Consider the following 26,799-nt stretch of genomic DNA (forward strand, 5'->3'; position numbering starts at 1 on the left):
CATCAACGGTTAGTTGCATGATCCGCCAGGGGTTTAAACCCCTGTCTCATAGCTCAAGTCCTCTTCAGAGGACTTAAAACCTTATATGTCAAGTGTTTTAGTCGGTTTGAACCGACTTGAGCTATTAGCCGGGAACTTGAGTTCCGGGTGGACTTTCCGACTCTTCGCCTTGATTGCAGGAAAAAGCGATCGCACCCAGCTATTAGCCAAAAAATTACTTCAGGGCAGGGTAGCTAAATGCGATCGCCCCATATCTATCACTACTACTTTCCCATGAAAAAACCATTTCCACACAGGTCAAAACGATCTGGGTTAAACGGCTATGCATTTCTCAGGAGGAAGACATCATGACATACTTCGTAGGGTGCGTCGCGATGCACCCTACTGACTTCGATAACCTTAAGATGAATGGCACTGACATAAGAGCCTTGAAATAAATTTCACCCCTCAAAGCGATGTCAAGCTAAAGCTTACTACATCAGCCTTTCAACCCGTTTCAACGGGTTTTAGCTTTTAGCCCGTTCGCGTTCGCGAAGCGTTCTCGAAGAGTAGCGTTCCCGTTCCCCGTAGGGGTTCCCGAAGGGTAGGGTACTTTAGTTCAGGGCTTAAGTCAGTGACATTGACCTTAAGATTGGAATCTCGAAAGATAAAATATAATCCTCCACTTAGAACAGCCGCAAAAAAGCACCAGACTGAAACGAATGTGACGTTGTAAAATAGCTCAGCTACCCCAAAAGAAACTATCCCCAATGCCCCATAGAGTTTGAGTCGCCTATCACTAGCTATCAAGAAAGGAACACTAGTCACTAGAAGATACAAGTATTTATTGAATTCATAAAATGCTATAAACCTTAAATTATAAAGTAAGTTCCCCGAAAAATGGTCTGAGGAAACTCCATGAGTAATGACAGAACCAAAGAGATAAATTCCAGTTGCAATACCAAACATAACTATTGCTAATATTACACGTCTTTTTGAGGGATTAAGCTCCAACAAATAAACAGATAGAGGACAAAGAACAGGCCATAGTCCTGTTGCAAAGAATAAAAAGCTGTAGGTTAATAGAGAATTAATTGTGTTTAAAGAGGTCTGGTCAATCGTTAACCATACTAGTCCTTCAAAAAATTGCTGAATAGCAAATAACAAAGGAAAACTCCCTAGTAGAAGCTCACGTCTTGAGCGAATTTGTGTAAGCGTCGCAATTCCTAAAGCAGATAGTGTGGCTCCTGCTGTAAAACTGGCGGTTGCGGAAAAGCACATAAAACTCTCCTGTTATTTACCCTTGATGTTCTCGCGTCCTCTGACTTAACCAAGCGGCTATATAATCTTTGACTTCTAAGGCTGAAGGAAGCTGCAATACCTCATAGGCGATCGCTTTTGCTTCACTCATCGTCAACCTTGAAATACCGACCTTAACCGCCGGAATCGCTGGGGGGTTCATACTCAACTCATCTACCCCAACCCTACCAAAATCGGTGTCGCTAAGGGGGATGAAGCCAATTCACCACAAACCCCTACCCAAATACCAGGTCAAGCTAGGGCTTACGCACAACCTCTAAGGAGTAGGGTGCGTCATGACGCACCCTACTATTACTTTTGGCAGAAGGTAAAACCCTCTGCCTTCTGCCTTTCTTGTTCAAGATGAAGTTTAAGTGCAGATTCGCTTATCCACCTGAAGAAGCAGTTTACACAATTGGTTTTCGGCTTTTCAGGTCAAAGCGATACCCATGTGGAAGAATATGAAGATTCACTCCACAAAGTGCCAAGTCTTCATCCTTCAAAATATTGCCCAAGTTGGTATGAGTGATTCCTGACACATCAACCACAGTAACAGCGCCTTCCCCAATCACTTCAAACTCGGTGCCATTTACTGCGATCGCAGTATTCTCGTCAATACCGAATCCCAAGGCAACTGGCTGCTGTGCAACGGCGGAGAGTAGGCGTCCTAAACGTCCCCGTTCAGCGAAATGCTGATCGATCACGACTCCTGGTAGGAATCCCATCCCAGGTGCCATGTCCACAATCTCAATCCGAGGATTTGTCTCCGAGTCTCCTTCAACAATCATCATGTCAGGCATCATTGCCGCGCCTGCACTGGTGCCTCCGATAACGAGTCCTTCAGACAACCGTTGATGAAGCGCCTTATGAATCTCGGTGTCCTTCAAGATGCTTGTGATGCGCGCTTGGTCTCCACCCGTAAAAAAGACACCAGTCGCTTTTGCGATCGCTTTCAATGCACTCTCATCACTTGCTGCTTCACGATCTTCTGTGTCAACAACTCGAACATCCTCTGCCCCTAGCCGCTCAAACACATTGATATAGTTATCTCCCACTTCTTTGGGTAGTCCTGTCGCCACTGTCATGATGACAATTCGCGCCTCGGTACCTCCTGCCCGTCGAGCAAACTCCCGAAGAATTATAGATTCCCCTTTTTTATCTTCCGCTCCACCGATAATCACCAACTGCCCACTGTTCTCAGTTAATGGCATTTTGTCTCCGTTTTTCGTTCAATTGATATTAATAAATATGACAAGCTCAGGGAGTTCAAGAAAAAACCATCCCAGTCAATCAAACTAGCTGCTCTTAATAAAGAGGCTAGCTGATTAAAGTCTAGGTTTGGGATGGTTCCTACCCGAAGTTCTTACAGAATAACGATTACAGTTTCCCGTTAGTTCTAGCCCAAGACGTGTTTTAATATTAAATCAAACTGTGATTAATAATACAAAATTTTTAACAAGTGTTCGCACTTAAAGGTAAAGTTCAACCTTTACCTTAGGAAGATATTCCCAAATATATAAAACACTATTATTACTTAGTGGATAGAGCCACTAGGTGTAGTAAATTCTCCTTACAAACTCCTGGGAGTTTCTAAACGGTAAAGAAAATAGCGTTTACTCTTTTAGTATCCTGCTGCCTTTCTTCACTAACGCTGAGAAACTTCCCAGGCTTCTTCAAATGTTTGCTTTCCTAAACAAACCTATGGCTTAAAAACGGAAAATAGCCGCTACTTGTGCCCCATCTGGTACTTGGTCTGGCTCGACTGCATAGACAGTTCCACCATTCAAAACCGTGTTAACCGCAGCAGCATCCAATAAATCCTCGTCACCAAGTTCCGCCTCCGAATGCAAATCAACAATGTTGCTGTCGGGATTAAAGATTCCCCACTGCTGAACGCCAACGGCAACAAACAATTGCTCAACTCGACTATAACAAGCAGCGGGAACAATCTCTTTAATGTCAGTAGAGGTTAGTCCCGTCCCTGTCAGTTCCTTATAGCGTTCGACAGCTTCTTGCTGCCCCTTTGAAAATAGAGGTTCTACAATCTCCCAGGCTTGTGCTTGTAATTCTTCTGATTTAACATGTTCAGCGTTACCCGTAATACCTTCTTCCACTAAATGTTGATAGGTATTTGCTTCTCGGTAAATAGGGAAAAGATACTCTACTCCTGCTAACACTAAAGGGGCACGTTTTCCTCGTAAGTATTTGTGCAATCCCTTATCAATAGAGTGAAAGAATTGCAGAATGCCGTCTTGCTGTTTATCCTGATCAGGGCTTCCCTGCCCATGAAAGCTCCCTGCCTGCTGAAAAGAATTGTTGGTTCCCCCTTTTGGGGTACTCATGCGTCGCTGACCATCCTTGGCAGTCTCGTCATATCCTAGAGCTTCATCAAGACTATGGGGTACATCTTTCAATTCAATTTCTTTGACATTATCGCGTGTACACCTAAGGAACCTGACCTCCTTTTGACTCAACGCTAAAACATAATATTGCTCATCACCGATCATTAAAAGAGGTAGTAATGGTTTGAGATGAAAACGGTCAGTAACAACAACTAATTCTTGGAAACTTAGTGGCAAACGATAATAGCGAAATACTCCTGAAGCCAGAAAAACTGCCAGTCCATCACTGTGTTCTTCCCCCCAAAAACTTTCATCAGAATCAACTAGTTCTTGGATTGGCTGTAGAAAGTCTGACGCTTCTTTATCGTTTAAACCACTTTCTACTATGCTACTTCTAGCCTCTTGCACCAGATCTTTGAGCCGAATAGAATTTCGTTGATGTTCTGCCGTAGCTCTCTCGATAGGCATATAAATTGATACAAACAATCCCTTGGGTTGTCCTACCAGTTCTTTAAGTTCCTCTACAGCCAATAAGCTCATTGAGTTTATCCTCTTCTAATCTTTAATTTTGTACTCAGAAGCAATGTCGTTGACAGCGAGGCTGGAAGGATGGGTGTAACTCCTTCAGCGCTGCTTTGAAGAGTACCAATCAACATTGCTCAGGCGTGAAAAGCCTATCCCTACAACTTACCTCTACAACTCAATAGACTCGTCTACCTGTGGAACGAGCCAGAATGAAAATAATTCTGTAATTAGGCATACAAAAAACTACCCTATTGTTTCGGCAAGCGAATTAATGCCTAAGTGTAGGTATCTTTTCTTACTAACAAATGAAAACTAACCTGATAGGCATCTCGATTATGCATATTTAACTAATCGGTTCTTGGGAAAAGGAAAAGGTTAAAGGGAAAACCTTTAACCTTTTTGTCATAAGCGTATATTGACAATTGAATGCGTAATCGCTTGCCTACAGTTACGCTTATTTATGTCCACCTACTGAACTATGAACTAAGCTCTTGCTTTTGAACCGTGTTGAGTGCAGCAGGAATTGGCATTCCGATTGCCTCTGTCAATTCTTTAGGTGGTTGCTGACGAGAAGGCAACGTTGCATCTTTTCCACTCACGGCAATAGGGGGAACCAGCTTCATGTTGTGGGTGGTGCTGTAGAAGCGATGTGTCTGCTGAATCTTGCCTCGCTCTTGCATAGATTCATTGGAGATCTTCTTTCGCAACTTAATAATTGCATCCATGATTGCTTCTGGGCGGGGAGGGCAGCCCGGAATGTAAACATCTACTGGCAGAATTTTATCCGCCCCTCGAATTGCTGTATAGGAATCGGCGCTGAACATCCCTCCGGTGATCATGCAAGCACCCATCGCAATGACGTACTTTGGCTCAGGCATCTGCTCGTAAAGGCGGAGTGTCGGTTGAGCCATTTTCATGTTCAGAGTCCCTGCCAAAATGATTAAGTCGGCTTGGCGCGGACTAGCACGGGGAATCAAGCCAAATCGGTCAAAGTCGAAACGTGAGCCAATCATGGCAGCAAATTCGATAAAGCAGCAAGCTGTACCGTACAACATCGGCCATAAACTTGAGAGTCGTGCCCAATTGTAAAGATCGTCTACTGTCGTCAAAATGACGTTTTCCGAAAGCTGTTGAGTGACTGAATAGGGACCAGCCGGGGACAATATTTGTTCCTTATCGAAGGATTCATTCTGCATAGGATTTTTTGTTCTCGTATACCTGAGTAGAAAAATTCTAGTTATTGCCCTAGTTGGGTTGGAGAAGTGACTGTTCTTCCTTGTAGAGAAGCAGCGATCGCATTACTAGATCTTGTTGATGGCACTCATTCCTCACAACATAGTTCTGCCAGTTTGTCCGCTCTTCTCTCCAAAGAAATGGACTGTCGTTAAGGATGCCTGTAACCCTGAATACAGGGATTACATCAACTTCCCGCTGTTGGATGCTTGGGTTGCCAACATCGCTAAGGCAACTCCTCCCAATGCTGTCGCTGCGATCGCACCCCACTTTAGCGGTGGATTCTTATCAAACCAGTCAGTAACGCTCGGTATCGTCAACTCGTCAAAATCTCCCTTAATTTTGTTGTAGCCCTCAATAGGCTCAAAGACGTTGTCTGGTGCATCTTCGGACTTCGGTTCATTAGTCCGCTGCCCTTCAAAAGCAATCAAGAGCAGTATCGCATCCACCAGTTCGGGTGAAATCCGCTGTAGCAGATCGAGTACCTTACTGACATCCCCAACTAGGAAGTCACGGGTGGGATGTTCGGCAACATAGAGGATTGCCTCAGCAACAAGGCTAGGTTGATAGTAGGGTGGTATTCCTGTTGGTTTAACACCTAGCTTGGTGCGTACCTTGTTGTAGAAGGGTGTGTTGATTACGGCTGGCTTGATGCTCGTAACACTAATCGGTAGCCCTTCGTGTTTTAGCTCAACCCGCAGTGCTTCCAAAAAGCCTTCAACACCATGCTTGGCAGCAGAGTAGGGGCTTTGCAAGGGGAGTCCTCGCCTACCTTCCATTGAGGAAATGTGAATCAGCGCCCCACGTCCCTCCCGTTTAAGATGAGGCAACGCTGCCATTGCCCCATAGGCTTGCCCATTCAGGTTGACATCAACGACACGCTTGAACTCTTCCGGTGTAGTTTGGTCGAAGCGGGCAAGGACACCAGTCGCAGCAGCATGAACCCATGTATCGAGCCGCCCGTATTCCTCAACGACTTTATCTGCGATCGCTTTTACTTGTTCAAAATCTGTAACATCAGCAGTCACAGCCACAGCCTGCCCACCTTGGCTCTGGATTTCCTTCACCAAAGAGTCTAATCCCGACTGGCTACGAGCCGCGACAACTAGTTTCGCTCCCCGTGCGGCGAACTGGAGAGCTGTTTCTCGTCCAATCCCGCTGGAAGCCCCAACTATAGTGACAACCTGTTGGTTTATTGGCTTCAGTTGCATTGTGTTCACTAAATCCTTTTGAGAAAAACGACAGTGACGAGGTTTCAGCAAAGTAGTAATTAGCCCTGAACCTATGCCTGCATAGGCTTTCAAGGGCAATTGCAATTGCTTAACAAATCGTTACTCTTATATCCTCAAAAGTAATTGCTCCTGGTTTTCCCAACGTCTATCAATAGAATGGGCTTGATCCCACGAGACACGGGCAGGGTTTTTGTAATATCATCCATTAGAGAGATGACATATTTCTGGCACTGCTAAGACCAGGCAATTTCTTGAACTATGCAAAACGAAACCCTGACCGCCCAATTAGACAAGCGAGTAATCTCTTTATGGATTGATTCTTTAGATCTTATCCATAGAGAGGCACTGACACCTTGCGAAATCGTACTTGACAACTACAAAGTGAAAAACAGCTTGGGGATGTTGTTGCAATATCGCACATTGCGAATTGAATGCTTCAGTGAAGCCTTGCGGAATGCCTTGATGATTGGGTATCGACACTATGCTGTTAAAGCCCATGCTTTAGGGTTCGATCTCTGCTTTAGCGTTAATGGTGAATGGTCAGTAGCGTATAATGGCGCGGCGATCGCTCAAAGACCGCCACATACTGAAGGGTATTGATTGAGCCATTGGATTATTGGTCAAAGGAAAGGGGTAAAAGGTAGGAAAGCCTTTACCGTTGACCATTCTCCTGTTCCCTACAATCAGTTGTTTAATCTCTGATTGTCAGATAAATTGCCCAAATTGCCATAGCTCTCAGGTAGTGACTGGCGCGGAAGGTACCTGTAGCGGTGATTGCCTCCGGGGTGCGAAATTGCAATCCATTCTCATAAACAGTGCGTACTACTGCCTCCGTTAGTCGCAAGGCTTCCTCTTTCATTTCTAGTTGCATGAGGAAAGCTGCCAGCCCAAAGTTGATGCCCGTCCAGACTTCCAGGGGATGGGTAGAATTGGGATTTTCTGGTGAACCATCGGGTCTAACCCCGTTGGCTGCGCCGATCTGAGCATCCTGGAATTTTAAAAAACAGGACTCATAAACGGTCTTAAGAGCTGACTGGGCGCATTCGATTGGCACAATATCAGGTAATCCCAGTAAACGGGCATAGAACTGACCACAGAGTTGGTCAGCCATAACGATATCTGAACCACTTTCACTATCTAGCCGATAGTATTGACCATTCCATAGCTTTTCTTGATAAAGGGGTCGAGCTTGTTTTAGCCAGTTGCGATACAAGTCGATTGTTTCTTGGATAGATTCTGGTAATGGTGCTTCTATGAGTTGGGATACAGGCGGGTAGTTATTGATGAGGATTTCACCAATTGCGATCGCAGCTTCTAGTGCTGCCAACCATAACCCGCCGCAATAGGCACTTATCCCTTTAAGCTGCCAGTCGTCAAACGTCTGATCCGGTGCGCCAGAGTTTTCGGGAATCCCATCTCCGTCTTGATCAAAAGCCTTGAGATAGGAAAGCGTTTTTACAATCGCTGACCAGCATTCCCACAAAAACTCGACATCATTTGCACCTGTGAGAACAAAATCCCGATAGACCTGCAACACAAAGTCACAAGATAAATCCTTCCACTGATTGCAATCCTGATAGCTGGTGTAATTCGTCTTTTCCCAAGGATGCTCATTCGGCGCACCAAGGTCATGAGGTGTGGCATTAGCGGATTTGCGGATGGCTGTAGCCTGGTTGTAGCCAATAATCCGGGGTGTCTCATCATTGGTTGGGATAGCACGGGCAAACGCTTCCAAAACAGCTTTATCCAGTCGCGGCCAGAGCATCAAGAGAGCAAAAGATCCATACAGTCGGACATCCAGGCTCTCGTACCAGCGATAATCGATGCATTCCAAGACAGCAAACTGACCCACAGGGTCACGGTCATCCGCTGCACTCCAAAGGGTACCACCACCAGCGAGTAGGTAGAGTTCATTAAAGAGCGCCATCTTGAACCAATTTGGCAAGTCCCCTCGGTTTAAGATCGGCTCTTGCCAAGCCTGAATCTTCTCTTTCCACAGTTCATTGTGCTTGAAGGCAGTACGGGCAACTGACCAAGCATTATTGCCAGTACGACCAAAAAAATCGGTGTAGCGTCGGTAATAGTTGATTCCTGGGGCGAACTCAGTTACTGGGAAATCCCAAGCGAGGATAAAGGGAATTTTTCGCGTTCTACCCGGACGGATTGTAAAGCGAATTGCGATCGCAGCTGCAATTTGTTCTCCTGGTGCGGCTGGGGTTTCATCTTGAAAGTCTGCCAAGCTACCATCAGAGGCAAAGGTATTCCAAACCTCAGCACCATCACCCATAGGATTCCAGCGACTGTGATAGAACACCTCTAGGCTGGGATTAGTAACAGTTGCGAAACAAAGTTGTCCTTCCCCTTCCTGAATCTCGTCGTGTAAGCGGACGCGATCAAGCAGACAGCCAACTCGGTAGTGATCGACAATCCACTCATTAAAACTACCCGTACTATCTCCCAGACGCGGCTGGTATTCGTAAACCGGGCTACCATCATCTCGTACCTGCACCTGCGGACTCTTGATCGCATTGGTAAACCAGCCCACCATATTCTGCCAGGTGAGCATGATACTGAGCGTGATTGGCGCGTCAGTGGGGTTATGTGCCGTCCACTCAAAAATTGCTACTGGATAGCTGCTTTCCTGATAGCATCCCGCCCAAATTGGAGAAAACTGTTCACAAGTCAGTTCTGTTTGAAAGACATTGTTGTAGACAAACCAACTCCGAGGATAAAGGGCATGGTAAGTTCCTGTATTTGTCCGTTGTTTGTCTAAATCACCACTGTCATGAGACGTAGGGTACCATTGCCACGAGTTAAGGGTGCCATCTTCTGGTGGTTCTGTACAGAGAGCATAAGCTTGTGCATCTGAAGACTCTTGCTGTTCAAAGACACTAAACTGACAAGCTGGGAGACTTTTAAATGTATGCTCTCCCCCATCAAGATGCCACAAGTTGAAATCCCCTCGTGGAGAACGACCAATGCAACCTGCCCCAAAACCCCCTAGCGGCATTCCATGCCAGGGACCATCATCAAGATTGCTAGCATAGCGGACGGTGTAGGGCTTCTCCCAGACTAGTCCAAGGGGACGATTCCAACTACACTCAGGGATTTTTGGGCGGAATGGTGGATTGATCATGCCCTGATTTTACGGCGTTAAGCTGGGTTGAATTACTTATCTCACCAAATTACTCCCTGCCTTCGTGAAGTCGGGTGTTGGATTTTTTGCCTCGTAAACATTCACCTTGCTATTAAGTTCCCGGATGCGGCGGGAAAGCAGACGAATAATATTGATAGCAATCCCTGGTGTCTCATCGATCGCATCATACAGTTGCAGTTGGGTTAGCATCAGACATTCGCAGTTTTCGAGAGTCGTTACTGATGCCGAACGAGGTTCAGAATCAAACAACGACATCTCTCCAACGACATCTCCTTGCTTCAGCTTCGCCAAATCGCGATCGCCAATGTGAACCCGTACCAAACCCGAAACCACAATATAAAGCGATCGCCCTTCCTGCCCTTCCGTAAAAAGCGTGTGTTCCGCAGGGAAGGATAATTCATCCATCACGGAAGCTAGACGCACCAAAAAGTCGTCCCGTAATTCTTGGAAAATCGGGACAGCCCTGACAAATAATAGACGCTCAACGCTACTTAACATCGGTTAGCGGTTAGCTCTTAGCGATTCACGCTTGAGTTATCGTAGAAACCTCAAGTTTACCGTACTGTCTTCAAACCAGATAAAACCACCCACGATCTACATAGGCAATTTATTAATTTCCTTACAGCTACACAGTTGTTTTTCTCCTAAAAAAGGCTTTGATGCCTAAACCAGAATCGTTTCTGGCGTTAACTAATTTGAGCAACCACTGTCCGATGACGAGGGGTGTTGCAAACTATTGTTGGTGGCTGGAAGCCTGCCTCTACGAGTTCTTTTTCCAGATCTAAAGCAAAATATTCATCCAGATAAGGCTCAGTGCTTTTGAGCAGTGTCAAGATGTAGGGTGGCATCTTAGCGTAGATTTCTGATTGGGGATTCATGTCCATTAGTGCGAGATAACCACCTGGACGTAGTAAACGCCGTGCCTCATGAAAGATTTGTCGGGTAGCGACTTGAGGCAGTTCGTGGAACATCAAACAAGCCGAAACTAAATCAAAAGAAGCATCGGGTAAACCCGTAGATTCAGCCGCCGCGTGTACCCAGTGGATTGGATTTTGGCTTTTAGCCAATGTCTCAGACTGATTTTGAGCGTGTTGGGAACGATAGTTGGCAACGGCTAAAAAGTAGGGTGACAAGTCCACACCCGTTAATTTTGCTTGAGGATAAGCCTCCTGAAGCGCGAGTGTACTCATCCCCACACTGCAACCTAAATCTACAATATCTTGCACAGCAACATTGAGTTGACCTTTTAGGACATCATGGTAACTCTGGCGGAGTTTAGGGTCACCTTCAGCATCAGCACCCGGCCAAATTTTCGCGTGGACAGCGTAGGCAGCAACTTCTACTTCCAACGCCGCATCCCAACTGAGATTGCCATTGTCGTAAGCGTGGAATGATCGCAAATAGTAATCTGGATAGGAAAGCTCGGTGTTTTGTACCTGGCTTAACTGAGATTCCCAGTCAAGTAAGCGCAATTCCTGCACCCGTTTTGTCCAAGGTACGCCAATTTGTTCTGCCCGTTTAATCATCATACTGCGGGCTTGGTGTTTGGCTAAGGCAGCCAAGGGCTTAATTGAGAGCAATCCATTGACAAGCCGAGAGGCTAATCTAGGAGCAGTATTTACAGCCGTCGTCATAAAAAGCTTTTTCTCACAAACTCTTGATTTAACCAGCTTTATTGTCGCAGAAGGTTAGTAGTCGAGAGCAGAGGACACTAAGAAAAACTTGCTTTAACAGACGCGCTAATCTGAAAGAATCATGCCTCGGTCTTAGGAGAGAGTTTTTACCCTACTCCTAGCTTCTGATTACTTCTCCTTAGTTTTAGTTTTACAGGTTCACGAATGTCGCAGTCCTATTTTGATTCTGAAAGTAACGGTCATAAGTCTTTTGAGTTACCTGGCGCTAGACCCCACTACAACCCCGATCGCCCAGGACAAGTTGAGCATATATTCTTAGATTTGACGCTTGACATTCCCCAGCAGAGTTTTCACGGCACCTGCACGATTACCGTTGCACCAGTACGCAGTGGCATCAAGCAGCTAGTACTCGATGCCGTTAATTTAAATATTGAATCCGTACAGGTTGACGAAACGCCCCAACCGTTTGACTATGACGGTGAACAACTGCACGTTCAGCTACTCAAAGCCACAGAAGCGGACAAAAAAATCAAGATTGCGATCGCCTATGGTGTAGAAAAACCCCAGCGTGGTCTTTACTTCATCGTTCCCAATCAGCATTACCCCAACAAACCGACCCAAGTCTGGACACAGGGCGAAGATGAAGACTCTCGCTTCTGGTTTCCTTGCTTCGACTACCCTGGTCAGTTGGCAACCTCGGAAATTCGTGTCAAAGTACCAAAGCCCCTAATCGCCATTTCCAACGGCGAACTCATCGCGACAGAAGAAGACGGCAACAACAAGATTTACCACTGGTTACAGCAGCAAGTCCATCCCACTTACTTAATGACCTTAGCTGTAGGAGACTTTGCTGAAATTCGGGATGAGTGGCAGGGCAAACCTGTCACCTACTACGTGGAAAAGGGTTATGAGGAAGATGCCCGCCGCAGCATGGGCAAAACGCCTCGAATGATTGAGTTTCTCAGTGAGAAGTTTGGCTACCCCTACCCTTTTCCCAAGTATGCTCAAGTTTGCGTTGATGACTTCATCTTTGGGGGTATGGAAAACACCTCCACAACCTTGCTAACTGACCGTTGCTTGCTGGATGAACGAGCTGCCCTGGATAATGACCGTACTGAAAGCTTAGTGGTTCATGAACTTGCCCACCAATGGTTTGGTGACTTAGTAGTAATCAAGCATTGGTCTCATGCCTGGATTAAGGAGGGCTTAGCCTCCTATTCCGAGGTATTTTGGACAGAACATGAATATGGAAAAGATGATGCAGCTTACTATCTGTTAGGGGAAGCGCGTAGCTACTTTACAGAAGATAGTTCTCGCTATCGCCGTCCAATTGTTACCCACATCTACCGAGAAGCGATCGAACTGTATGACCGACATCTTTATGAAAAAGGTGCTTGTGTTTACCACATGATTCGGGCAGAGTTAGGTGATGAGTTGTTCTGGAAAGCGATTCAAACCTTTGTTCAAGACAATGCCCATAACACGGTAGAGACAGTTGACTTGTTACGGGCGATTGAAAAAGCAACAGGTCGTAACCTTCTATTTCTCTTTGATCAGTATGTTTTCCGGGGTGGTCATCCAGATTATAAGGTTGCCTATTCTTGGGATGCCGATAGTCAATTAGCGAAAGTCACAGTTACCCAAACTCAAGCCAAAGAAGGCAAGAACGGCAGTGGTAGTGAGTTATTTGACCTGAAGATTCCTATCGCCTTTGGCTTTGCTGAAAATGACAACCAACAACCAACTCCTACTTTTAAAACATTCAGTGTAAGGGTTCATGAACGGGAACAGAGTTTCTACTTTCCCTTAGAGAAAAAACCTCAGTTCATCAGCTTTGATTTTGAGAACAACTACCTAAAAACAGTTTCCCTAGAGTATCCAGCCCCAGAACTAAAAGCCCAGCTACAATTTGACCCCGATCCAATCTCTCGCATCTATGCAGCAAAGGCATTGGCGAAGAAAGGCGGATTGGAAGCGGTAAAAGCCCTATCAGAGGCTTTGAAGGCTGATGCTTTCTGGGGTGTCCGGGTGGAAGTAGCGAAACAACTGGCGCAGGTGAAACTTGATCAGACAACGGATGCTTTGATTGCTGGGTTGAAGGATGAAGACAGCCGTGTACGTCGGTCAGTGGTGGAAGCCTTGAGTAAAATCAAGACAGCCCAAAGCTACGAGGCACTAAAACAGTTAGTAGAAAACGGGGATGCTAGTTACTACGTGGAAGCATCAGCCGCTAGTGCCCTTGGCAAAATGGTATCAGCGAACCTCAAGGATAAGGAGGATGAAGTTCTCCAGCTATTAACTCGTGTACTCCGAGAGAGGGCTGGCTGGAATGAAGTGGTGCGTGGCGGGGCGATTAGTGGCTTGAGTCAGATGAAGTCATCTCCTGTGGCGCTAGAAGTGATTCTGGAATACACTACTCCCGGTGTCTCCCAACCGCTACGTCTAGCAGCAATTCGCGCATTGGGAACAATTTCAACAGGTCAAACGCCCAGCAATACAGAGTGGATTCTGGAGCAACTTGAAGAACTCGCCGCCGAAACATTTTTCCTGACGCAAGTGTCAGTTGTTTCAGCGCTAGGGCAGATGGAGACGGTGAAGGCAATTGGGGTTTTGCGATCGCTTGCTGAACAAACTCCTGATGGACGAGTCCGCCGCATTGCTGAGGAAGCGATTCAGAAGGTGCAGAAGAACGTTGGGTCAGACCAAGCGGTTAAGCAGTTGCGCGAAGAACTCGACCTGCTGAAACAAGAGAACCAGGAACTCAAAAGCCGCATGGAGAATCTGGAAGCGAAGGCTAAGTAACTGTAGCCAAGGATAAAGCGATCAACGGTCAGCCTTCAGCCTTTAGCTTGAACTAGCGTTTTTGTTTGTGGGTGACCTAACAAGCGTCAGACTTTTAGCTAAATTGCATCTGTAGCTGAAAGCTGATAGCTGACCGCTGACAGCTTACAAGGTTAAAAATCAAGAAAGTTTGTAGTTTTATATACTATATTTAATAAAAAGATAAAAAATAAAATTTATAGTTTGAGAGGCAACTATTCAGCGTGAGTCAGCATCAACTGGTTTCTCCTGAGCCGCAGCTAAGCCAACAGCAGAGGCGTTATGACGCCAAGGCGATCGCACGGTATTATCGCTATCGACCGTGGGCAGTTATTTGGCGAGCTTTCTCGATTATTTGGTTCTTCTCTCGATTCGTTCTCAGTTTGAAGTTCGACGAATGGTTCGATCAGGCTGAACGGAACAAGTTCAAACGAGCTTCCCAACTGCGGGAGATGCTGACGCGCTTGGGACCCACCTTTATCAAGGTAGGACAAGCTCTCTCGACTCGCCCTGACTTAATTCGGAAAGATTTTCTAGACGAACTGATTAAATTACAAGACCAGCTACCACCGTATGACAATGCGATCGCTTTTTCGATCATTGAGGCAGACTTGGGATGCTCGCTCCAAGAAGCCTATAGCAAAATCTCCCCAAATCCAGTAGCTGCTGCTAGCCTTGGTCAAGTCTATCGCGCCTTTCTCCATACAGGTGAAGAAGTTGCCGTCAAAGTGCAACGCCCCAATCTCCTCCCAGTGATTACCCTAGACCTTTACTTAATGCGCTGGGCGGCTGGTTGGCTTTCTCCTTGGTTACCACTGAATTTAGGTCATGACCTGTCCCTCATCGTTGATGAGTTTGGCATCAAGTTATTTGAGGAAATCGACTACATCAACGAAGGGCACAACGCGGAGAAATTTGCCAACAACTTCCGCAATGACCCAACGGTTAAAGTGCCAAGCATTTACTGGCGCTACAGTAGTGTCCGCGTCCTTACATTGGAATGGATTAATGGTTTTAAGCTGAACGATACCAAAAGCATTCGTGAGGCTGGACTGGAGATCGACAAGATCATTGAAACCGGGGTTACAGCGGGTTTGCGTCAGCTTTTGGAGCATGGCTTTTTCCACGCTGACCCCCATCCAGGCAACTTGTTCGCTCTAGCCGATGGTCGCATGGCTTACATTGACTTCGGCATGATGGATCAGCTGGAGCAATACACCAAAGAAACCATTGCCGGTTCTGTTGTTCACCTGATTAATAAAGACTATCAAGCACTAGCTTCTAATTTTGTCAAGCTTGGTTTTTTAACACCAAACACAGACATTCGACCGATTATTCCAGCATTAGAAACGGTATTGGGAGAAGCGATAGGTGAAAGTGTTAGTAACTTCAACTTCAAGACAATTACTGATAAGTTTTCGGAGTTGATGTATGACTATCCCTTCCGCGTCCCTGCAAAGTTTGCTCTGATTATCCGTTCCTTGGTGACTCAGGAAGGCTTAGCTCTGAGTTTGAATCCCCAATTCAAAATTGTTGAGGTATCGTACCCCTACGTGGCACGGCGTCTCCTCACGGGTGAATCTCCAGAAATGCGACGGCATCTAATTGAGGTGTTGTTCAAGGATGGGAAGTTCCAGTGGGAGCGGTTGGAGAATATGATTGCGATCGCACGCTCTGACAAGAAGTTTGATTTGCTACCCACAGCTCAACTCGGTTTGCAGTATCTTCTCTCTGATGAAGGTAAGTTTTTGCGGCATCAGTTGCTCTTAGCGCTCATAGAAGATGATAGGCTGCACACAGAAGAAGTACAACGTCTCTGGAACTTGGTCAAAGATGACTTGAAACCTGGACGTTTGTTCAATGTGGCACTGAGTACTCTAAGTGAACTTTCTACCGAGGGTGTTGCGGCAATCTTACCTCTAGCAACTGCTCTTAAAATCAAGTAAGCTAATGGGCGTTTAAATTTTGTGTTGAATTTAGTCGGTTTTTATTAACTGTTGTTGGTTAACAATCAACAGCCAATAAACAACGAGTGAAGAGTAATCCTGACTTCTTTCGACACTTCACAAAATGCTCTGAGCCAAGTGCTGAGTAATTGCCGTTTGTGAGATTAAATCTGCCTGTGTCTTACTTAAAATCAGGAGTATTTTGTGTATAGCTTTCCCGAACCGCCCTATTTTTTATTAGCTTTTGGTTTATTTGCTAGTCTTACCTGTGGTCTGGCATTTGAAGCTACCCTAAAGCAGAAAGTGCAGGAATGGTCAAAAAACCGCTCCACTCGCACCCTCGCTCAAATGAAGGGGTTTCAGTTGCTTCTACCCTTCGTGGGAATTGCCTTGGGAATTTGTATATTTCTCTCTGCTGGTTTAGAGATTTTTGGTTTCCCTAGCTGGTTATCTTATTCCGTGTCCCTTCCTCTAACCGTACTCATTGCTGTCTTGGTTTGGTTACAACTCAGCAAGCTTTTAACTCAATTAGAGCGAGGTGGCTCAAAAGCATTAGACTTAGATGCATTTGAATAAAGTGTAGTTTTTCTCCTCTCGATAATGAGTGCTGAATACGCAGAAGGTAGGCTGATTTAATCAGCCTCTTCATATTCGTCCTCATTGGCAACGGCTTTTGAATGAACGAGCGGAATTTGATTAGGGTTTTTGGCTATAGTTGTGTGCTTTCTTCTACAAGTGCATAAATTCAAAGCTGCAACCAACTAAATACATCTGCTACAGAAAGTTGCCAATCTCCTAATACCTCAAGAACAGGCAGATATTCAGCATCATATTTGACATCAGGTAACTGATTTGGTTGAAAGACCATTACCGATTCATCTTCAGGTTCAATAAACCAACCTAATTTTGTTCCCTGCTTTAAACAGAAAATAATTTTATCAATTACTCGACTTGGTGATTGGTCTGGGGAAAGAATTTCAATAACCCAATCTGGGGGAATTTCAAACTTATTGGCAATCCTTCCATTCGTCTTGTGAGGAATACGCTGCCATTCAAATACTGATACATCAGGAACAATCGAGCGTCCTCCGAATGTACAGCGTAACTCTGGAAAGGCACAAGCTAACTTCTGAGATTGACCAATCTGATTAATAGCAGTTACTAAACTTCCTTGTAAGATGCTATGTTCTCCCTGAGGCATTGGCTTTTGATAGATTTGCCCATAAATATATTCACTAGCGGGTTTAGTTTCTGGTCGTTCCAAAAATTCAGCAAGTGTTAATTGGGTCGGTGATTGAATGAGTGTCATGATGCGCTTCAATTGAGCATTAAGCTTGAATCAATCTTAACGAACGGCTAGGTTTCAAGGTCACAAGCAATGCGATCGCATCTTCCAATCACTCTAAGCTAAGGTGGAATGTAAGCTAGTCGGCATTAAACTTGCCTATTGAGGTAATCCCTTGGGTATCTGACAGCTAATAAAAGATAGTTGAGGAGGTTGTGTGATGTCAGCCGAGGCAATTGGTGAGACAAAATCCGAAAGTGCGATCGCCTCTGGCGGTGCGTGGAGCATAACCCCGGATTGGGAACATCCCATGCCGCCGACTGATTTGATTTTTGATGATGGAGAACCCTTGGAATCAAACCGCCACCGTATTGCCATGAATGCGCTGATTCGCTCACTCAATCAAGCGTACCTTGAGCGCAGCGATTTCTTTGCAGGCGGCAATATGTTTATCTACTACAGCAGCACCCAAGCCAAAAATAAAGACTTTAGAGGTCCCGATTTCTTTGTAGTTTTGAATATTGATGGTAGTCACCCCCGGCAAGGCTGGGTTGTTTGGGAAGAAGAGGGACGTTATCCGGATGTCATTGTCGAGTTAATGTCAGACAGTACCGCCACTGTGGACATCACCACGAAAAAAGACCTCTACGAGCGCACATTCAAGACTCCAGATTACTTTGTCTATGACCCGTTTGACCCGGATTCCCTACAAGGCTGGCACTTAGATTTGGATGAAGGCTATCGGGAAATTACGGCTAATGAACAGGGTTGGCTGTGGTGTCAGCGGTTAGGTTTGTGGTTGGGAACTTGGCAGGGAACGATAGACAGAGAAGAAGCCGTTTGGCTGCGCTTTTACGACCAACAAGGAAATCTGGTTCCCTTACCGGAAGAAGCGGCTCAACAACAGGCTGAGGCGGCTCAACAACATGCTGATGTCGCTGAACAACGCGCTGAGGTAGCCGAAAAACAAGGTTCTCTACGGCAATTACTACGCCTACTAAGCTAACGCGCATCTAAATTTGATAATTTAGCGCCTGAAACTGTTTCCTGCCTTAGATTGCTCTGTAAAACTAGATGACGCACAGCTTATCAGTTCGTTTTGGAGAAGTGCCGCAGGATGTGGAGACTCAACTAGCAGAACTCAATGTTACTCAGTTGGAAAATTTAGTAGAGGTGGCACTAACCGTAGAATCGTTGGAGCAATTTGTCAGCCATTTATCTTGAGAGAAGTGAATGCGCGATCGCACAAAGTATCTCCCTATCAGAGCGATCGCCTCAACTTTTGCATAGCCTCCCGCTGTTGTGAGATAAACGAGTAAGCTGTACTCCAACAAGCCGGAGAACTCGCCAATGCACGACCGTCTCGGAACTCTCAGCCTTGCCGCAACTACCTTACTACTGTTGCTAACATCTCCTCTATTACAAACAGGTTACTTTGAGATTCTCTCAGCACAGGCACAAACTCTTCAAGACCGAGAAGAAGGTGATCGCTTGCTCCAAACAGGCGTTGAGCAATTTAATAAGGGTCACTTGCAAGAAGCATTGGCAATATTTCAGCAAGCCTTAGTCATTTACAGAGAAATCGGCAATCGCCATGAAGAAGGCAAAACTCTATACGATATTGGGAAGACTTATCGCGCTCTAGAGCAGTACCCACAAGCATTAGAATATTATCAGCAGTCTCTAGTCATTGCCAGAGAACTGAGCTTACATACCGTAGAAATTAGCATCCTCAATACGATTGGTAAGTTACTCAGAGAGATAGCTAACGAGTACCTGGATCAACAACATCCCAAAGCAGTTGAGTTCTATCGGCAAGCGATCAATATTTTTCGGGCTGCTGCCAATCATGAGGAAGAAGCAGAAACAGTAGTTTTGCTTGCAAAGTTGTATGAGATGTCGAGGCAATACTCTGAGGCAATTGAGGTTTATCAACAGAAGTTGGACATTGATCGTACCCTTCAGAATCGTGAGGAAGAAGCGAGTACTTTCAATAAAATTGCTAATCTTTACAGATTTCTGGGCGAACACTCTAAAGAAATCGAGATTTATCAGCGAATCTTAGCCACTATACGCAGGGTGGGCGTTTTGGATTTTAGATCGGGTTATTTCGGCAGAATGGACGAAAGCGACGTACTGATTGCTCTAGGTCGTGCTTACCATCGGCTAGGGCAGTATTCGGAAGAGATGGAGTCCTATGAGCAGGCGTTGACCGTTACTCATGCTGTGAGTGATCGCGAAAGGATGCTTGCATTGCTGAGAAGGATAGGTGAAATTTATCGACAACAGCAGCAGTACCCAGAAGCTCTTAAGGTGTATCAGCAGGCATTGGCAATTGCACAAGAGATTAGTAGAAAAAGTAGCGATCGCAGACAAGAAATCAAGGCTATCATCAATCCTTATGTAGACCCAGATATTGAAGTTGAAGCTCTAATTGATCTAAGTGTTGTTTATTATTTGCTTGGAGAAGGGCATGCAGAGAGTGACTATTATCAGCAAGCTTTGGCAGTCTCTCGCAATCTTAGTGGTTCTGAGGGAGAATTTGTCACAACTTATCGTCTAGCCAGTATTTATGATGACAGCTTGAATATCAACCCTAAGGCGATTGAGCTTTATCAACAAGCGCTGACTCTTGCTCGTACCATTAATACTGGTAGAGCAGAAATTTATCCTTTGTTGAAACTAGGTGATCTTTATCTACTTGTTGGTCCTTATCAAAAAGCTGTTGAATCCTATCAGGGAGCGATCGAAATCTATGAGACTGAGGATGTAAGTAGTAATACTAGGAAAAATATAAATATTTTAAGTGAGATAGGGAGTGCATATCACCATATGGGACAGTACGCTGAAGCCCTTCAAGCGTATCAACAGGTTCTCAAGGCTCCTAAGAACCCGTTCAGCAATGACTCTAGGAGGATTGTTACCATGAACAAGCTTGGTACTGTATATCGCGATTTAGGACAGTACCAACAGGCAATTGACTTGCATCGACAAGCACTAGCAATCGCTCAGCAGCCCTCTAATAGGTGGGATGATGTTGTTGAGGAAGTTGTTACCCTAGATAATCTGGGAATAACTTATCAAGCGTTAGAACAACACCAAACTGCAATCAAATTCCATCAGCAAGCTCTAGAAATGCTTCGTTGGGATGAAAAGAATCGTAACGAAACAGCGATCGCTTTGAACAACTTGGGCAGTGCTTATCAGTCTTTGAAGCAATACCAAAAGGCAATTGAGTCTCATCAGCAAGCACTAGCAATCTTTCAGGAAATTTCCAATCGAGGTGGAGAAGCGAGTGCATTGAATAATTTAGGGGAAGCTCACCTTTCTCAAGAGCAGTATGACAAAGCGATCGCGTTCTATCAGCAGTCTCTTGCTATTAAACAGAACATTGGTGATCGCGAAGGTGAAGGACGTGTTCTTAGCAATCTTGGTGAACTGCTAGTCAAACAAAACCAGCCAGAATTAGCGATTGTCTTCTACAAGCAAGCGGTGAATGTCAGGGAAAGTATTCGGGATAACCTTCGCCCACTCTCTGAAGAACTTCAGCAGTCCTACGCTAGCAGTCCTACGCTCAAACTGTCGCTGATACCTATCGCCAGCTTGCCGAACTCCTCCTTCAACAAGATCGGGTACTGGAAGCTCAAGAAGTCCTCGACTTGCTCAAACTCCAAGAACTTGAAGACTACCTCCGTGATGTGCGTGGCAACGAACAGACTGCTCAAGGACTGGACTTCTGGCAACCGGAACAGCAAATTATCCAACTGTACAAGCAATGGATTGTGCAAAACTCGGATTCGCCGTTTGTTAATTTTGTCAACAAACCAGACGTAACCGCACTCGTCACGCAACTCCGACGCACCGCAAGAGGACAAAATCTCAATCCAGAGCAACTGGCACGATTACAAGACAATCTGCAATCCCTCGATAATGCGGCATTACTCTATCCTCTAATTCTCGAAGACCGCGTGGAACTGGTGCTAGTCACGCCGACCAGTCTGGTACGGGAAACTGTAGCCGTGGATCGGGTAAAGTTGAATGAAGCGATCGCAAACTTCCGTTCTGACATCACCTCGCCATCTAGCAATCCGATTCCCAACGCTCAACAACTCTACCAGTGGCTCATCCAACCGATTGAAGCGGAACTCGAACAAGCACAAGTCAAAACCATCCTCTACGCCGCTGACAAACAACTGCGTTACATTCCTCTGGCTGCACTGCATGATGGTAAACAGTGGCTCGCCCAACGCTTTACCCTCAACCACATCACGGCTGCCTCATTGACCAATTTTAATGGCAAACGCGATCGCCCTTTACAAATCATCGCCGCTGCCTATAGTGACCCACAACTCAATTACCAGTTCCAGATTGGTGAAGACCAGTTTAGTTTTAATGGGCTAACCTTTGCAGGAGTTGAGGTCGAAACCATTGCCAAGGACATTCCCGGTACAACGGCATTGTTCAACAAAGACTTCAATCGTGAAAACGTTGAGCCACGCTTGGGCGAATATTCCATCATACATCTGGCAACCCATGCCGAGTTCGTCTCCGGGTTGCCGCAGGAGTCGTTCATCCTTTTTGGTAGTGGCGAACGGGTGACACTGCCAGAAATTGATGAATGGAAGTTGCCTGATGTGGATTTGGTTGTTTTAAGTGCCTGTCGCACGGCAACGAGTGGAGAATTAGGAAGCGGAGAGGAGATTTTGGGCTTTGGCTATCAGATTCAACGGACAGGGGCTGAAGCAGCAATTGCCTCGTTGTGGTACGTGAGCGATGGTGGGACACAAGGCTTGATGAATGCCTTCTATGGGGCGTTGCAGACAGGCAAAATGACAAAAGCTGAAGCTTTACGGCAAGCCCAAATTGCCCTGATCACAGGTGAATATACAGCTTTAGGCGAAGGTCGGGGGCTGGGAGTAATCGGACAAACGGAGGCTAGTTTGCCTTCTGCTGTCAGTAATCGCCTCAGTCATCCCTACTACTGGGCACCCTTCATTTTGATTGGCAATGGCTTGTAAGCTAATATGCCTTAAAGTTTCACATTCAAGAATTACTGCTTGCTCTCGTTCATATAGCAGTAGCCACGAATGTTAGGACATTAAAGGGAGAAGATCGTTCCTTAGCTAGAGGCGATTTGACCCAAAGCTGAGCGCTGAAAGCTGATTGCTGATTGCTATATTTTATTGGTCACACTCCCGCTACCCACCAAAAATTAAAAACTGACGAGGTAGCTACCCCGTCAGTCGCTATAACTTTACCACCAGTAACACAGCTACCTGGGCAAAGGGATTTATCGCTTCACCAGCTTCTTCGTCACTTTCCGCAAGCGAACCGATTGAGGTGTTACTTCCACCAATTCATCTGACCCAATATACTCCAACGCACGTTCCAAGCTCATGTCCACTGGTGTTTGCAACTGCACAAGTTCATCACCTGTCGCTGAACGGTGGTTAGTCAACTGCTTGGTTTTGCAGACATTGAGTTCGAGGTCTTGGGCGCGGTTGTGTTCTCCGATAATCATCCCCTTGTACACCTTAGTACTAGGAGTAATAAAGAAGACACCACGGTCTTCCGCGTTCTTCATCGCGTAGAAGGTCGAAACCCCTTCCTCAAAGGCAATCAAAACACCATTGCGGCGCGTTTCCACATCACCCGAAAGAGGACGATAGTCAAGGAAGCTGTGGTTCATGATGCCTTCCCCACGAGTCAGGCGCATGAATTCACCTCGGAAGCCAATTAAGCCACGCGCCGGAATCACAAACTCCAACTGGGTGCGACCATTGCCACCAACTTGCATATCTTGCATTTCGCCCTTGCGTTGACCTAGCCGTTCGATACAGCCACCGACAGCCGCTTCAGGAACATCCAGCACTAGGCATTCAAAAGGTTCACAGGGTTGACCGTTGACTTCCCGGTAGATAACTTGTGGCTGGGAAACCTGAAACTCATAGCCTTGGCGACGCATCGTTTCGATCAGGATACCCAGGTGAAGTTCACCCCGACCCGAAACGAGGAATTTATCGGGAGAGTCGGTTTCTTCAACACGCAAGGCAACGTTGGTTTCGAGTTCTCGCATTAAGCGATCGCGTATTTGTCGTGAAGTGACAAAATCACCTTCCTGACCGGCAAAGGGCGAATCATTTACCGAGAAGGTCATCTGCAATGTTGGCTCATCGACCTTAATCAACGGCAACGCTTGCGGTTCATTAGGGCACGTAATCGTCTCACCAATGTTGGCATTGGCAAACCCTGCAACAGCAACGATGTTACCCGCTGAAGCTTCTTCCATGTCAACGCGCTTTAGCCCATCAAAACCCATCAGTTTCGTGATTTTTGCCTTGACAATAGCACCTGTCTCTGTCACTAGAGCTGCTTGCTGACCGCTTTTGATGGTGCCGTTGTGGATTTTGCCAATTACAATCCGACCCACATACTCAGAATAGTCAAGGGTCGTCACTTGTAATTGCAGGGACTTAGATGGGTCTCCGACTGGTGGTGGAACATGGCGTAGAATTGCTTCAAACATTGGTTGCATATCAACGCCCTCAGCCTCCAAATCTTCTTTGGCGTAGCCTTCTAAACCTGAGGCAAAGAGATAAGGAAACTCGCACTGGTCATCATCTGCACCGAGTTCCAGGAATAGGTCGAGGACTTTATCAATTGCGCCAAAAGGGTCGGCTTGGGGACGGTCAATCTTGTTGACAACGACAATTGGGCGCAGTCCTTTCTCCAAGGCTTTTTTCAAAACGAATCGAGTCTGGGGCATTGGCCCTTCATTCGCATCGACAATCAGGATGCAGCCATCCACCATCCCTAAAACTCGCTCGACTTCACCACCGAAGTCAGCGTGACCGGGCGTGTCAACAATATTAATTAATGTTTCTTTGTAGCGAACAGCAGTATTCTTGGAAAGAATTGTGATTCCCCGCTCCCGCTCCAAATCATTGGAGTCCATAACGCAATCTGGAACGTCTTCCCCTTCGCGGAAGATGCCGGATTGTTTGAGGAGGGCATCAACAAGAGTAGTTTTGCCGTGATCGACGTGGGCGATAATAGCGACGTTGCGAATGGGAAGAGTCATAGAGGCGTCTGGGAATGGATGGCAGAGGTAAAACGCTCCGCTCAAGATTTCTTAATATTCCAATTCTAGCTTACCGTTGAGCGCGTTTGTGCATTGTGATGTTGGACAAAAAGCGATCGCGTTAGCCTTCTCAAAAAATAGCTACACACCAAAGACGGGTTGCTTCCTTCTTCTTCACGGACTATCCTTTGCCCGGATTAATTCGGGCGCTTACGATCAGTTAACAACGAAACTTACCTGCTCCCCACCAGCCAGTCAACAGATGTGGTGAACTTGACTCAATACCTAATTGTTAGAGATTGGCTCCTCAAATCATTAGATTGGTTCAGAATGAAGGGAACCTCTATTGGGGAATGATTTTATGGCAAAGGAAAAGGGCGGTCGAGAAGCTAAGAAGCCCAAAAAAGAATCTGATGGGGCAAAGAAGCAGAAGAAAGACCCGAACAGGCATGATGGAATAGGAGGCAAGGGAAGCTAGAGGCGTGCCACCTTTATTCAACCGAGTGGTCATCTGTAGATAAATAGCTACAATGGGTATACAGGTTCTACTGAGACGTTGGTGACTGCCAATACTGTTTTTTGATCTATGTCTGTTCTTAAAAGGGAATCTAGCGCTCTTGTGACAGTAGACCGGGCTTGTACCCGGAAACTTCAAACGAGGGTCTAATGGTGCCCACCTGGTTCTCCAGGTCATAAACTGAGGTAAGACGGCGTCATGGGGAATCTGTAAATGTTGAATCCTCCTGTCTTGAAGGCTGGGGGATTTTTACATAGAAATGAGACTTTTATCTGTAGACCAAAACATTCATCTTTCGATTGCTGAAGCGTTGCTATAAACTTATTTAAAATCACTCAACGATTGAGATAAAAAAAGTTGTTAACTGAGCCGCTGACTGCTTTAAAGTTTCCTGCTGATATCTTCAGACTGAGCAATGGCTTGACCGTAATTCATCAACACGTACCTGCAACCCCCGTGGTGGTAGTGGATGTTTGGGTGCGTGCAGGTGCGACCGCAGAACCTGATGAATGGTCGGGAATGGCTCATTTCTTAGAACACATGATTTTCAAAGGCACTGAACGACTACCAACAGGAGTCTTTGATTGGGTAATTGAAAGTCGCGGTGGAGTCTCAAATGCAGCAACTAGCCACGATTACGCTCACTTTTTTATTACCACAGCGGCTCAGTATTTAGAAGATACCCTGCCTCCCCTGGCCGACTTGCTCTTACACGCTTCAATCCCCGATGAAGAATTTGAGCGGGAGCGGGATGTTGTACTAGAAGAAATTCGTTCCTGTTACGATAATCCCGATTGGATAGGCTTTCAAGCTTTAGGTGAGAGTGTTTACCAGTGCCACCCTTACGGACGTTCAATCCTAGGAACAGAAGAACACTTGCTAGCGCAAACACCTCAGCAGATGCGGCACTTTCATGCGACTCACTACCAGCCGGGAAATATGACAGTGGTTGTTGTTGGTGGGGTTGATCGAGAATCCGCCTTGAATTTAGTAAACCAATCCTTTCAAGACTTTCCTCTCCCTGTTGAATGTCCCAAGTTTGAGGTAGAGGCAGAACCGCCGCTCACAGAAATCCGTCGCCAAGAGCTATATTTACCTAGATTGGAGCAAGCACGTCTATTAATGGCTTGGATTGGGCCTGGAGTAGAGCAATTACGGGATGCTTACGGCTTAGATTTACTCTCGGTGCTGCTAGCGGATGGACGGTCTTCTCGATTGGTGCGCGAGTTACGGGAAGAGCAGCAATTGGTGCAAAATATTAGTAGCAGTTTCTCTCTACAGCGAGATTCAAGTTTATTTACAATCAGTGCGTGCTTAGAGCCACAGTATTTGGAACAAGTAGAAGAATTAATTTGCGATCGCTTATTGCAATTGCAGAATACACCAGTCTCACAAGCCGAACTCAGCCGTTGTCAACGCCAGTTGTGTAACGACTATACCTTTTCTACAGAAGCCGCAGGTCAGCTTGCTGGTTTATATGGTTACTACAACACAATTGCGAGAGCAGAAGTAGCCGTCACTTATCCGCATCAGATTCAAAGACTTAAAGCATCAGACTTAATGAACTTAGCGCAGCAATATCTTTCCCCTGGGCACTACGCCGTTACCGTCGTTAAACCAATGGTAGGGGAATAATGAAGCATTATGCGTTATCAGTAAAGAGTGATCTATTGAAAAATCTTTGAACTCCGGTACTCAAGAGCGTCCCTCGCAGACGTTCTAATTAGTGGCTTCTGGCTCACAACGCCT

23 protein-coding genes and 1 other RNA gene are annotated in these 26,799 nt (G+C 45.9%); 12 read left to right on the plus strand and 12 right to left on the minus strand.

The window, feature by feature from the left end; all coding sequences use genetic code 11:
* Positions 1 to 85: 85 nt before the first annotated feature.
* A complete protein-coding gene (locus tag H6F98_RS29990) occupies positions 86 to 277 on the plus strand; it encodes a hypothetical protein (protein ID WP_192222394.1) in 192 nt (63 codons plus the stop codon).
* 236 nt (positions 278 to 513) lie between these two features.
* Here H6F98_RS29990 and H6F98_RS34550 read toward each other — a convergent pair whose 3' ends face one another.
* The 6 genes from H6F98_RS34550 to nuoB all read right to left on the minus strand — a co-directional run bounded on the left by H6F98_RS34550 (position 514) and on the right by nuoB (position 5,341).
* The gene (locus tag H6F98_RS34550) at positions 514 to 1,260 is read right to left on the minus strand and encodes a DUF6629 family protein (protein ID WP_192222395.1); all 747 of its coding nucleotides are present in this window, start codon (positions 1,258 to 1,260) and stop codon (positions 514 to 516) included.
* 16 nt (positions 1,261 to 1,276) lie between these two features.
* Positions 1,277 to 1,441: a hypothetical protein gene (locus H6F98_RS30000; RefSeq protein WP_192222396.1), complete on the minus strand. Its 165-nt coding sequence runs from the start codon at positions 1,439 to 1,441 to the stop codon at positions 1,277 to 1,279.
* Positions 1,442 to 1,452: 11 nt separating this feature from the next.
* Entirely contained in the window at positions 1,453 to 1,500 is a 48-nt protein-coding gene (locus H6F98_RS34725) for a hypothetical protein (protein WP_396814027.1), read from the minus strand.
* A gap of 185 nt (positions 1,501 to 1,685) precedes the next feature.
* Entirely contained in the window at positions 1,686 to 2,489 is an 804-nt protein-coding gene (locus tag H6F98_RS30005; RefSeq protein ID WP_192222397.1) for a cyanophycinase, read from the minus strand.
* A 495-nt stretch (positions 2,490 to 2,984) separates the two neighbouring features.
* The gene (locus H6F98_RS30010; RefSeq protein WP_192222398.1) at positions 2,985 to 4,160 is read right to left on the minus strand and encodes a hypothetical protein; all 1,176 of its coding nucleotides are present in this window, start codon (positions 4,158 to 4,160) and stop codon (positions 2,985 to 2,987) included.
* A 461-nt stretch (positions 4,161 to 4,621) separates the two neighbouring features.
* Positions 4,622 to 5,341: an NADH-quinone oxidoreductase subunit NuoB gene (gene nuoB, locus H6F98_RS30015; RefSeq protein ID WP_192222399.1), complete on the minus strand. Its 720-nt coding sequence runs from the start codon at positions 5,339 to 5,341 to the stop codon at positions 4,622 to 4,624.
* A gap of 66 nt (positions 5,342 to 5,407) precedes the next feature.
* Here nuoB and H6F98_RS34285 point away from each other — a divergent pair, with 66 nt between their 5' ends.
* Positions 5,408 to 5,533 (plus strand): hypothetical protein, encoded by a 126-nt coding sequence (locus H6F98_RS34285; protein WP_277927629.1) that lies wholly within the window; start codon positions 5,408 to 5,410, stop codon positions 5,531 to 5,533.
* 27 nt (positions 5,534 to 5,560) lie between these two features.
* Here the strand turns inward: H6F98_RS34285 and H6F98_RS30020 are convergent, their stop codons facing one another.
* Positions 5,561 to 6,589 carry an SDR family oxidoreductase gene (locus H6F98_RS30020; protein WP_192222400.1) on the minus strand — a complete coding sequence of 343 codons (1,029 nt, stop codon included), beginning with the start codon at positions 6,587 to 6,589 and terminating at the stop codon, positions 5,561 to 5,563.
* A gap of 279 nt (positions 6,590 to 6,868) precedes the next feature.
* Between H6F98_RS30020 and H6F98_RS30025 the strand changes: the two genes are divergently transcribed.
* The gene (locus H6F98_RS30025) at positions 6,869 to 7,210 is read left to right on the plus strand and encodes a hypothetical protein (protein WP_192222401.1); all 342 of its coding nucleotides are present in this window, start codon (positions 6,869 to 6,871) and stop codon (positions 7,208 to 7,210) included.
* 91 nt (positions 7,211 to 7,301) lie between these two features.
* On the opposite strand, the gene H6F98_RS30030 is transcribed toward H6F98_RS30025, so the two are convergent.
* From H6F98_RS30030 to H6F98_RS30040, 3 genes are all read right to left on the minus strand, one after another.
* A complete protein-coding gene (locus H6F98_RS30030) occupies positions 7,302 to 9,746 on the minus strand; it encodes a GH116 family glycosyl hydrolase (RefSeq protein ID WP_192222402.1) in 2,445 nt (814 codons plus the stop codon).
* 36 nt (positions 9,747 to 9,782) lie between these two features.
* On the minus strand, positions 9,783 to 10,265 hold the full coding sequence (locus tag H6F98_RS30035) for a Crp/Fnr family transcriptional regulator (protein ID WP_192222403.1): 483 nt from the start codon (positions 10,263 to 10,265) through the stop codon (positions 9,783 to 9,785).
* 188 nt (positions 10,266 to 10,453) lie between these two features.
* Positions 10,454 to 11,401, minus strand: a complete 948-nt coding sequence (locus H6F98_RS30040) for a class I SAM-dependent methyltransferase (RefSeq protein WP_192222404.1) — start codon at positions 11,399 to 11,401, stop codon at positions 10,454 to 10,456.
* Positions 11,402 to 11,605: 204 nt separating this feature from the next.
* Between H6F98_RS30040 and H6F98_RS30045 the strand changes: the two genes are divergently transcribed.
* The 3 genes from H6F98_RS30045 to H6F98_RS30055 all read left to right on the plus strand — a co-directional run bounded on the left by H6F98_RS30045 (position 11,606) and on the right by H6F98_RS30055 (position 16,743).
* Positions 11,606 to 14,203 (plus strand): M1 family metallopeptidase, encoded by a 2,598-nt coding sequence (locus H6F98_RS30045; RefSeq protein ID WP_192222405.1) that lies wholly within the window; start codon positions 11,606 to 11,608, stop codon positions 14,201 to 14,203.
* A 242-nt stretch (positions 14,204 to 14,445) separates the two neighbouring features.
* Positions 14,446 to 16,167: an AarF/ABC1/UbiB kinase family protein gene (locus tag H6F98_RS30050; protein WP_192222406.1), complete on the plus strand. Its 1,722-nt coding sequence runs from the start codon at positions 14,446 to 14,448 to the stop codon at positions 16,165 to 16,167.
* Between the two features lie 204 nt (positions 16,168 to 16,371).
* Positions 16,372 to 16,743: a hypothetical protein gene (locus tag H6F98_RS30055; RefSeq protein WP_192222407.1), complete on the plus strand. Its 372-nt coding sequence runs from the start codon at positions 16,372 to 16,374 to the stop codon at positions 16,741 to 16,743.
* A gap of 169 nt (positions 16,744 to 16,912) precedes the next feature.
* Here the strand turns inward: H6F98_RS30055 and H6F98_RS30060 are convergent, their stop codons facing one another.
* Positions 16,913 to 17,476 (minus strand): Uma2 family endonuclease, encoded by a 564-nt coding sequence (locus H6F98_RS30060; protein WP_192222408.1) that lies wholly within the window; start codon positions 17,474 to 17,476, stop codon positions 16,913 to 16,915.
* A gap of 196 nt (positions 17,477 to 17,672) precedes the next feature.
* On the opposite strand from H6F98_RS30060, the gene H6F98_RS30065 reads away from it, so the two are divergent.
* The 4 genes from H6F98_RS30065 (at position 17,673) to H6F98_RS30080 (ending at position 22,470) form a co-directional block, all read left to right on the plus strand.
* The gene (locus tag H6F98_RS30065) at positions 17,673 to 18,458 is read left to right on the plus strand and encodes a Uma2 family endonuclease (protein WP_192222409.1); all 786 of its coding nucleotides are present in this window, start codon (positions 17,673 to 17,675) and stop codon (positions 18,456 to 18,458) included.
* 68 nt (positions 18,459 to 18,526) lie between these two features.
* Entirely contained in the window at positions 18,527 to 18,676 is a 150-nt protein-coding gene (locus H6F98_RS30070) for a DUF4351 domain-containing protein (protein ID WP_192222410.1), read from the plus strand.
* 126 nt (positions 18,677 to 18,802) lie between these two features.
* On the plus strand, positions 18,803 to 21,286 hold the full coding sequence (locus H6F98_RS30075) for a tetratricopeptide repeat protein (protein ID WP_192222411.1): 2,484 nt from the start codon (positions 18,803 to 18,805) through the stop codon (positions 21,284 to 21,286).
* Positions 21,235 to 22,470, plus strand: a complete 1,236-nt coding sequence (locus tag H6F98_RS30080) for a CHAT domain-containing protein (RefSeq protein ID WP_192222412.1) — start codon at positions 21,235 to 21,237, stop codon at positions 22,468 to 22,470. The genes H6F98_RS30075 and H6F98_RS30080 overlap by 52 nt, the downstream gene beginning before the upstream one ends.
* Before the next feature lie 272 nt (positions 22,471 to 22,742).
* Here H6F98_RS30080 and typA read toward each other — a convergent pair whose 3' ends face one another.
* The gene (gene typA, locus H6F98_RS30085; protein WP_192222413.1) at positions 22,743 to 24,533 is read right to left on the minus strand and encodes a translational GTPase TypA; all 1,791 of its coding nucleotides are present in this window, start codon (positions 24,531 to 24,533) and stop codon (positions 22,743 to 22,745) included.
* A 542-nt stretch (positions 24,534 to 25,075) separates the two neighbouring features.
* Here typA and ssrS point away from each other — a divergent pair.
* Both ssrS and H6F98_RS30095 read left to right on the plus strand, forming a co-directional pair.
* Positions 25,076 to 25,259: non-coding RNA, 6S RNA (ssrS, locus tag H6F98_RS30090), on the plus strand.
* Positions 25,260 to 25,407: 148 nt separating this feature from the next.
* The gene (locus H6F98_RS30095; RefSeq protein ID WP_192222414.1) at positions 25,408 to 26,685 is read left to right on the plus strand and encodes a pitrilysin family protein; all 1,278 of its coding nucleotides are present in this window, start codon (positions 25,408 to 25,410) and stop codon (positions 26,683 to 26,685) included.
* Positions 26,686 to 26,799: the final 114 nt, after the last annotated feature.

It is taken from the genome of Microcoleus sp. FACHB-SPT15, assembly GCF_014849525.1.
Lineage (GTDB): Bacteria > Cyanobacteriota > Cyanobacteriia > Cyanobacteriales > Coleofasciculaceae > Symplocastrum > Symplocastrum torsivum.

Coding starts and splice junctions, on each gene's coding strand:
- H6F98_RS30040 (WP_192222404.1), bottom strand. CDS start 11,401: ATGACGACGGCTGTAAATACTGCTCCTAGATTAGCCTCTCGGCTTGTC.
- H6F98_RS30005 (WP_192222397.1), bottom strand. CDS start 2,489: ATGCCATTAACTGAGAACAGTGGGCAGTTGGTGATTATCGGTGGAGCG.
- H6F98_RS30060 (WP_192222408.1), bottom strand. CDS start 17,476: ATGACACTCATTCAATCACCGACCCAATTAACACTTGCTGAATTTTTG.
- H6F98_RS30045 (WP_192222405.1), top strand. CDS start 11,606: ATGTCGCAGTCCTATTTTGATTCTGAAAGTAACGGTCATAAGTCTTTT.
- typA (WP_192222413.1), bottom strand. CDS start 24,533: ATGACTCTTCCCATTCGCAACGTCGCTATTATCGCCCACGTCGATCAC.
- H6F98_RS30065 (WP_192222409.1), top strand. CDS start 17,673: ATGTCAGCCGAGGCAATTGGTGAGACAAAATCCGAAAGTGCGATCGCC.
- H6F98_RS30070 (WP_192222410.1), top strand. CDS start 18,527: ATGACGCACAGCTTATCAGTTCGTTTTGGAGAAGTGCCGCAGGATGTG.
- H6F98_RS34550 (WP_192222395.1), bottom strand. CDS start 1,260: ATGTGCTTTTCCGCAACCGCCAGTTTTACAGCAGGAGCCACACTATCT.
- H6F98_RS30030 (WP_192222402.1), bottom strand. CDS start 9,746: ATGATCAATCCACCATTCCGCCCAAAAATCCCTGAGTGTAGTTGGAAT.
- H6F98_RS30020 (WP_192222400.1), bottom strand. CDS start 6,589: ATGCAACTGAAGCCAATAAACCAACAGGTTGTCACTATAGTTGGGGCT.
- H6F98_RS30075 (WP_192222411.1), top strand. CDS start 18,803: ATGCACGACCGTCTCGGAACTCTCAGCCTTGCCGCAACTACCTTACTA.
- H6F98_RS29990 (WP_192222394.1), top strand. CDS start 86: ATGTCAAGTGTTTTAGTCGGTTTGAACCGACTTGAGCTATTAGCCGGG.
- H6F98_RS30035 (WP_192222403.1), bottom strand. CDS start 10,265: ATGTTAAGTAGCGTTGAGCGTCTATTATTTGTCAGGGCTGTCCCGATT.
- nuoB (WP_192222399.1), bottom strand. CDS start 5,341: ATGCAGAATGAATCCTTCGATAAGGAACAAATATTGTCCCCGGCTGGT.
- H6F98_RS30025 (WP_192222401.1), top strand. CDS start 6,869: ATGCAAAACGAAACCCTGACCGCCCAATTAGACAAGCGAGTAATCTCT.
- H6F98_RS30010 (WP_192222398.1), bottom strand. CDS start 4,160: ATGAGCTTATTGGCTGTAGAGGAACTTAAAGAACTGGTAGGACAACCC.
- H6F98_RS30000 (WP_192222396.1), bottom strand. CDS start 1,441: ATGAACCCCCCAGCGATTCCGGCGGTTAAGGTCGGTATTTCAAGGTTG.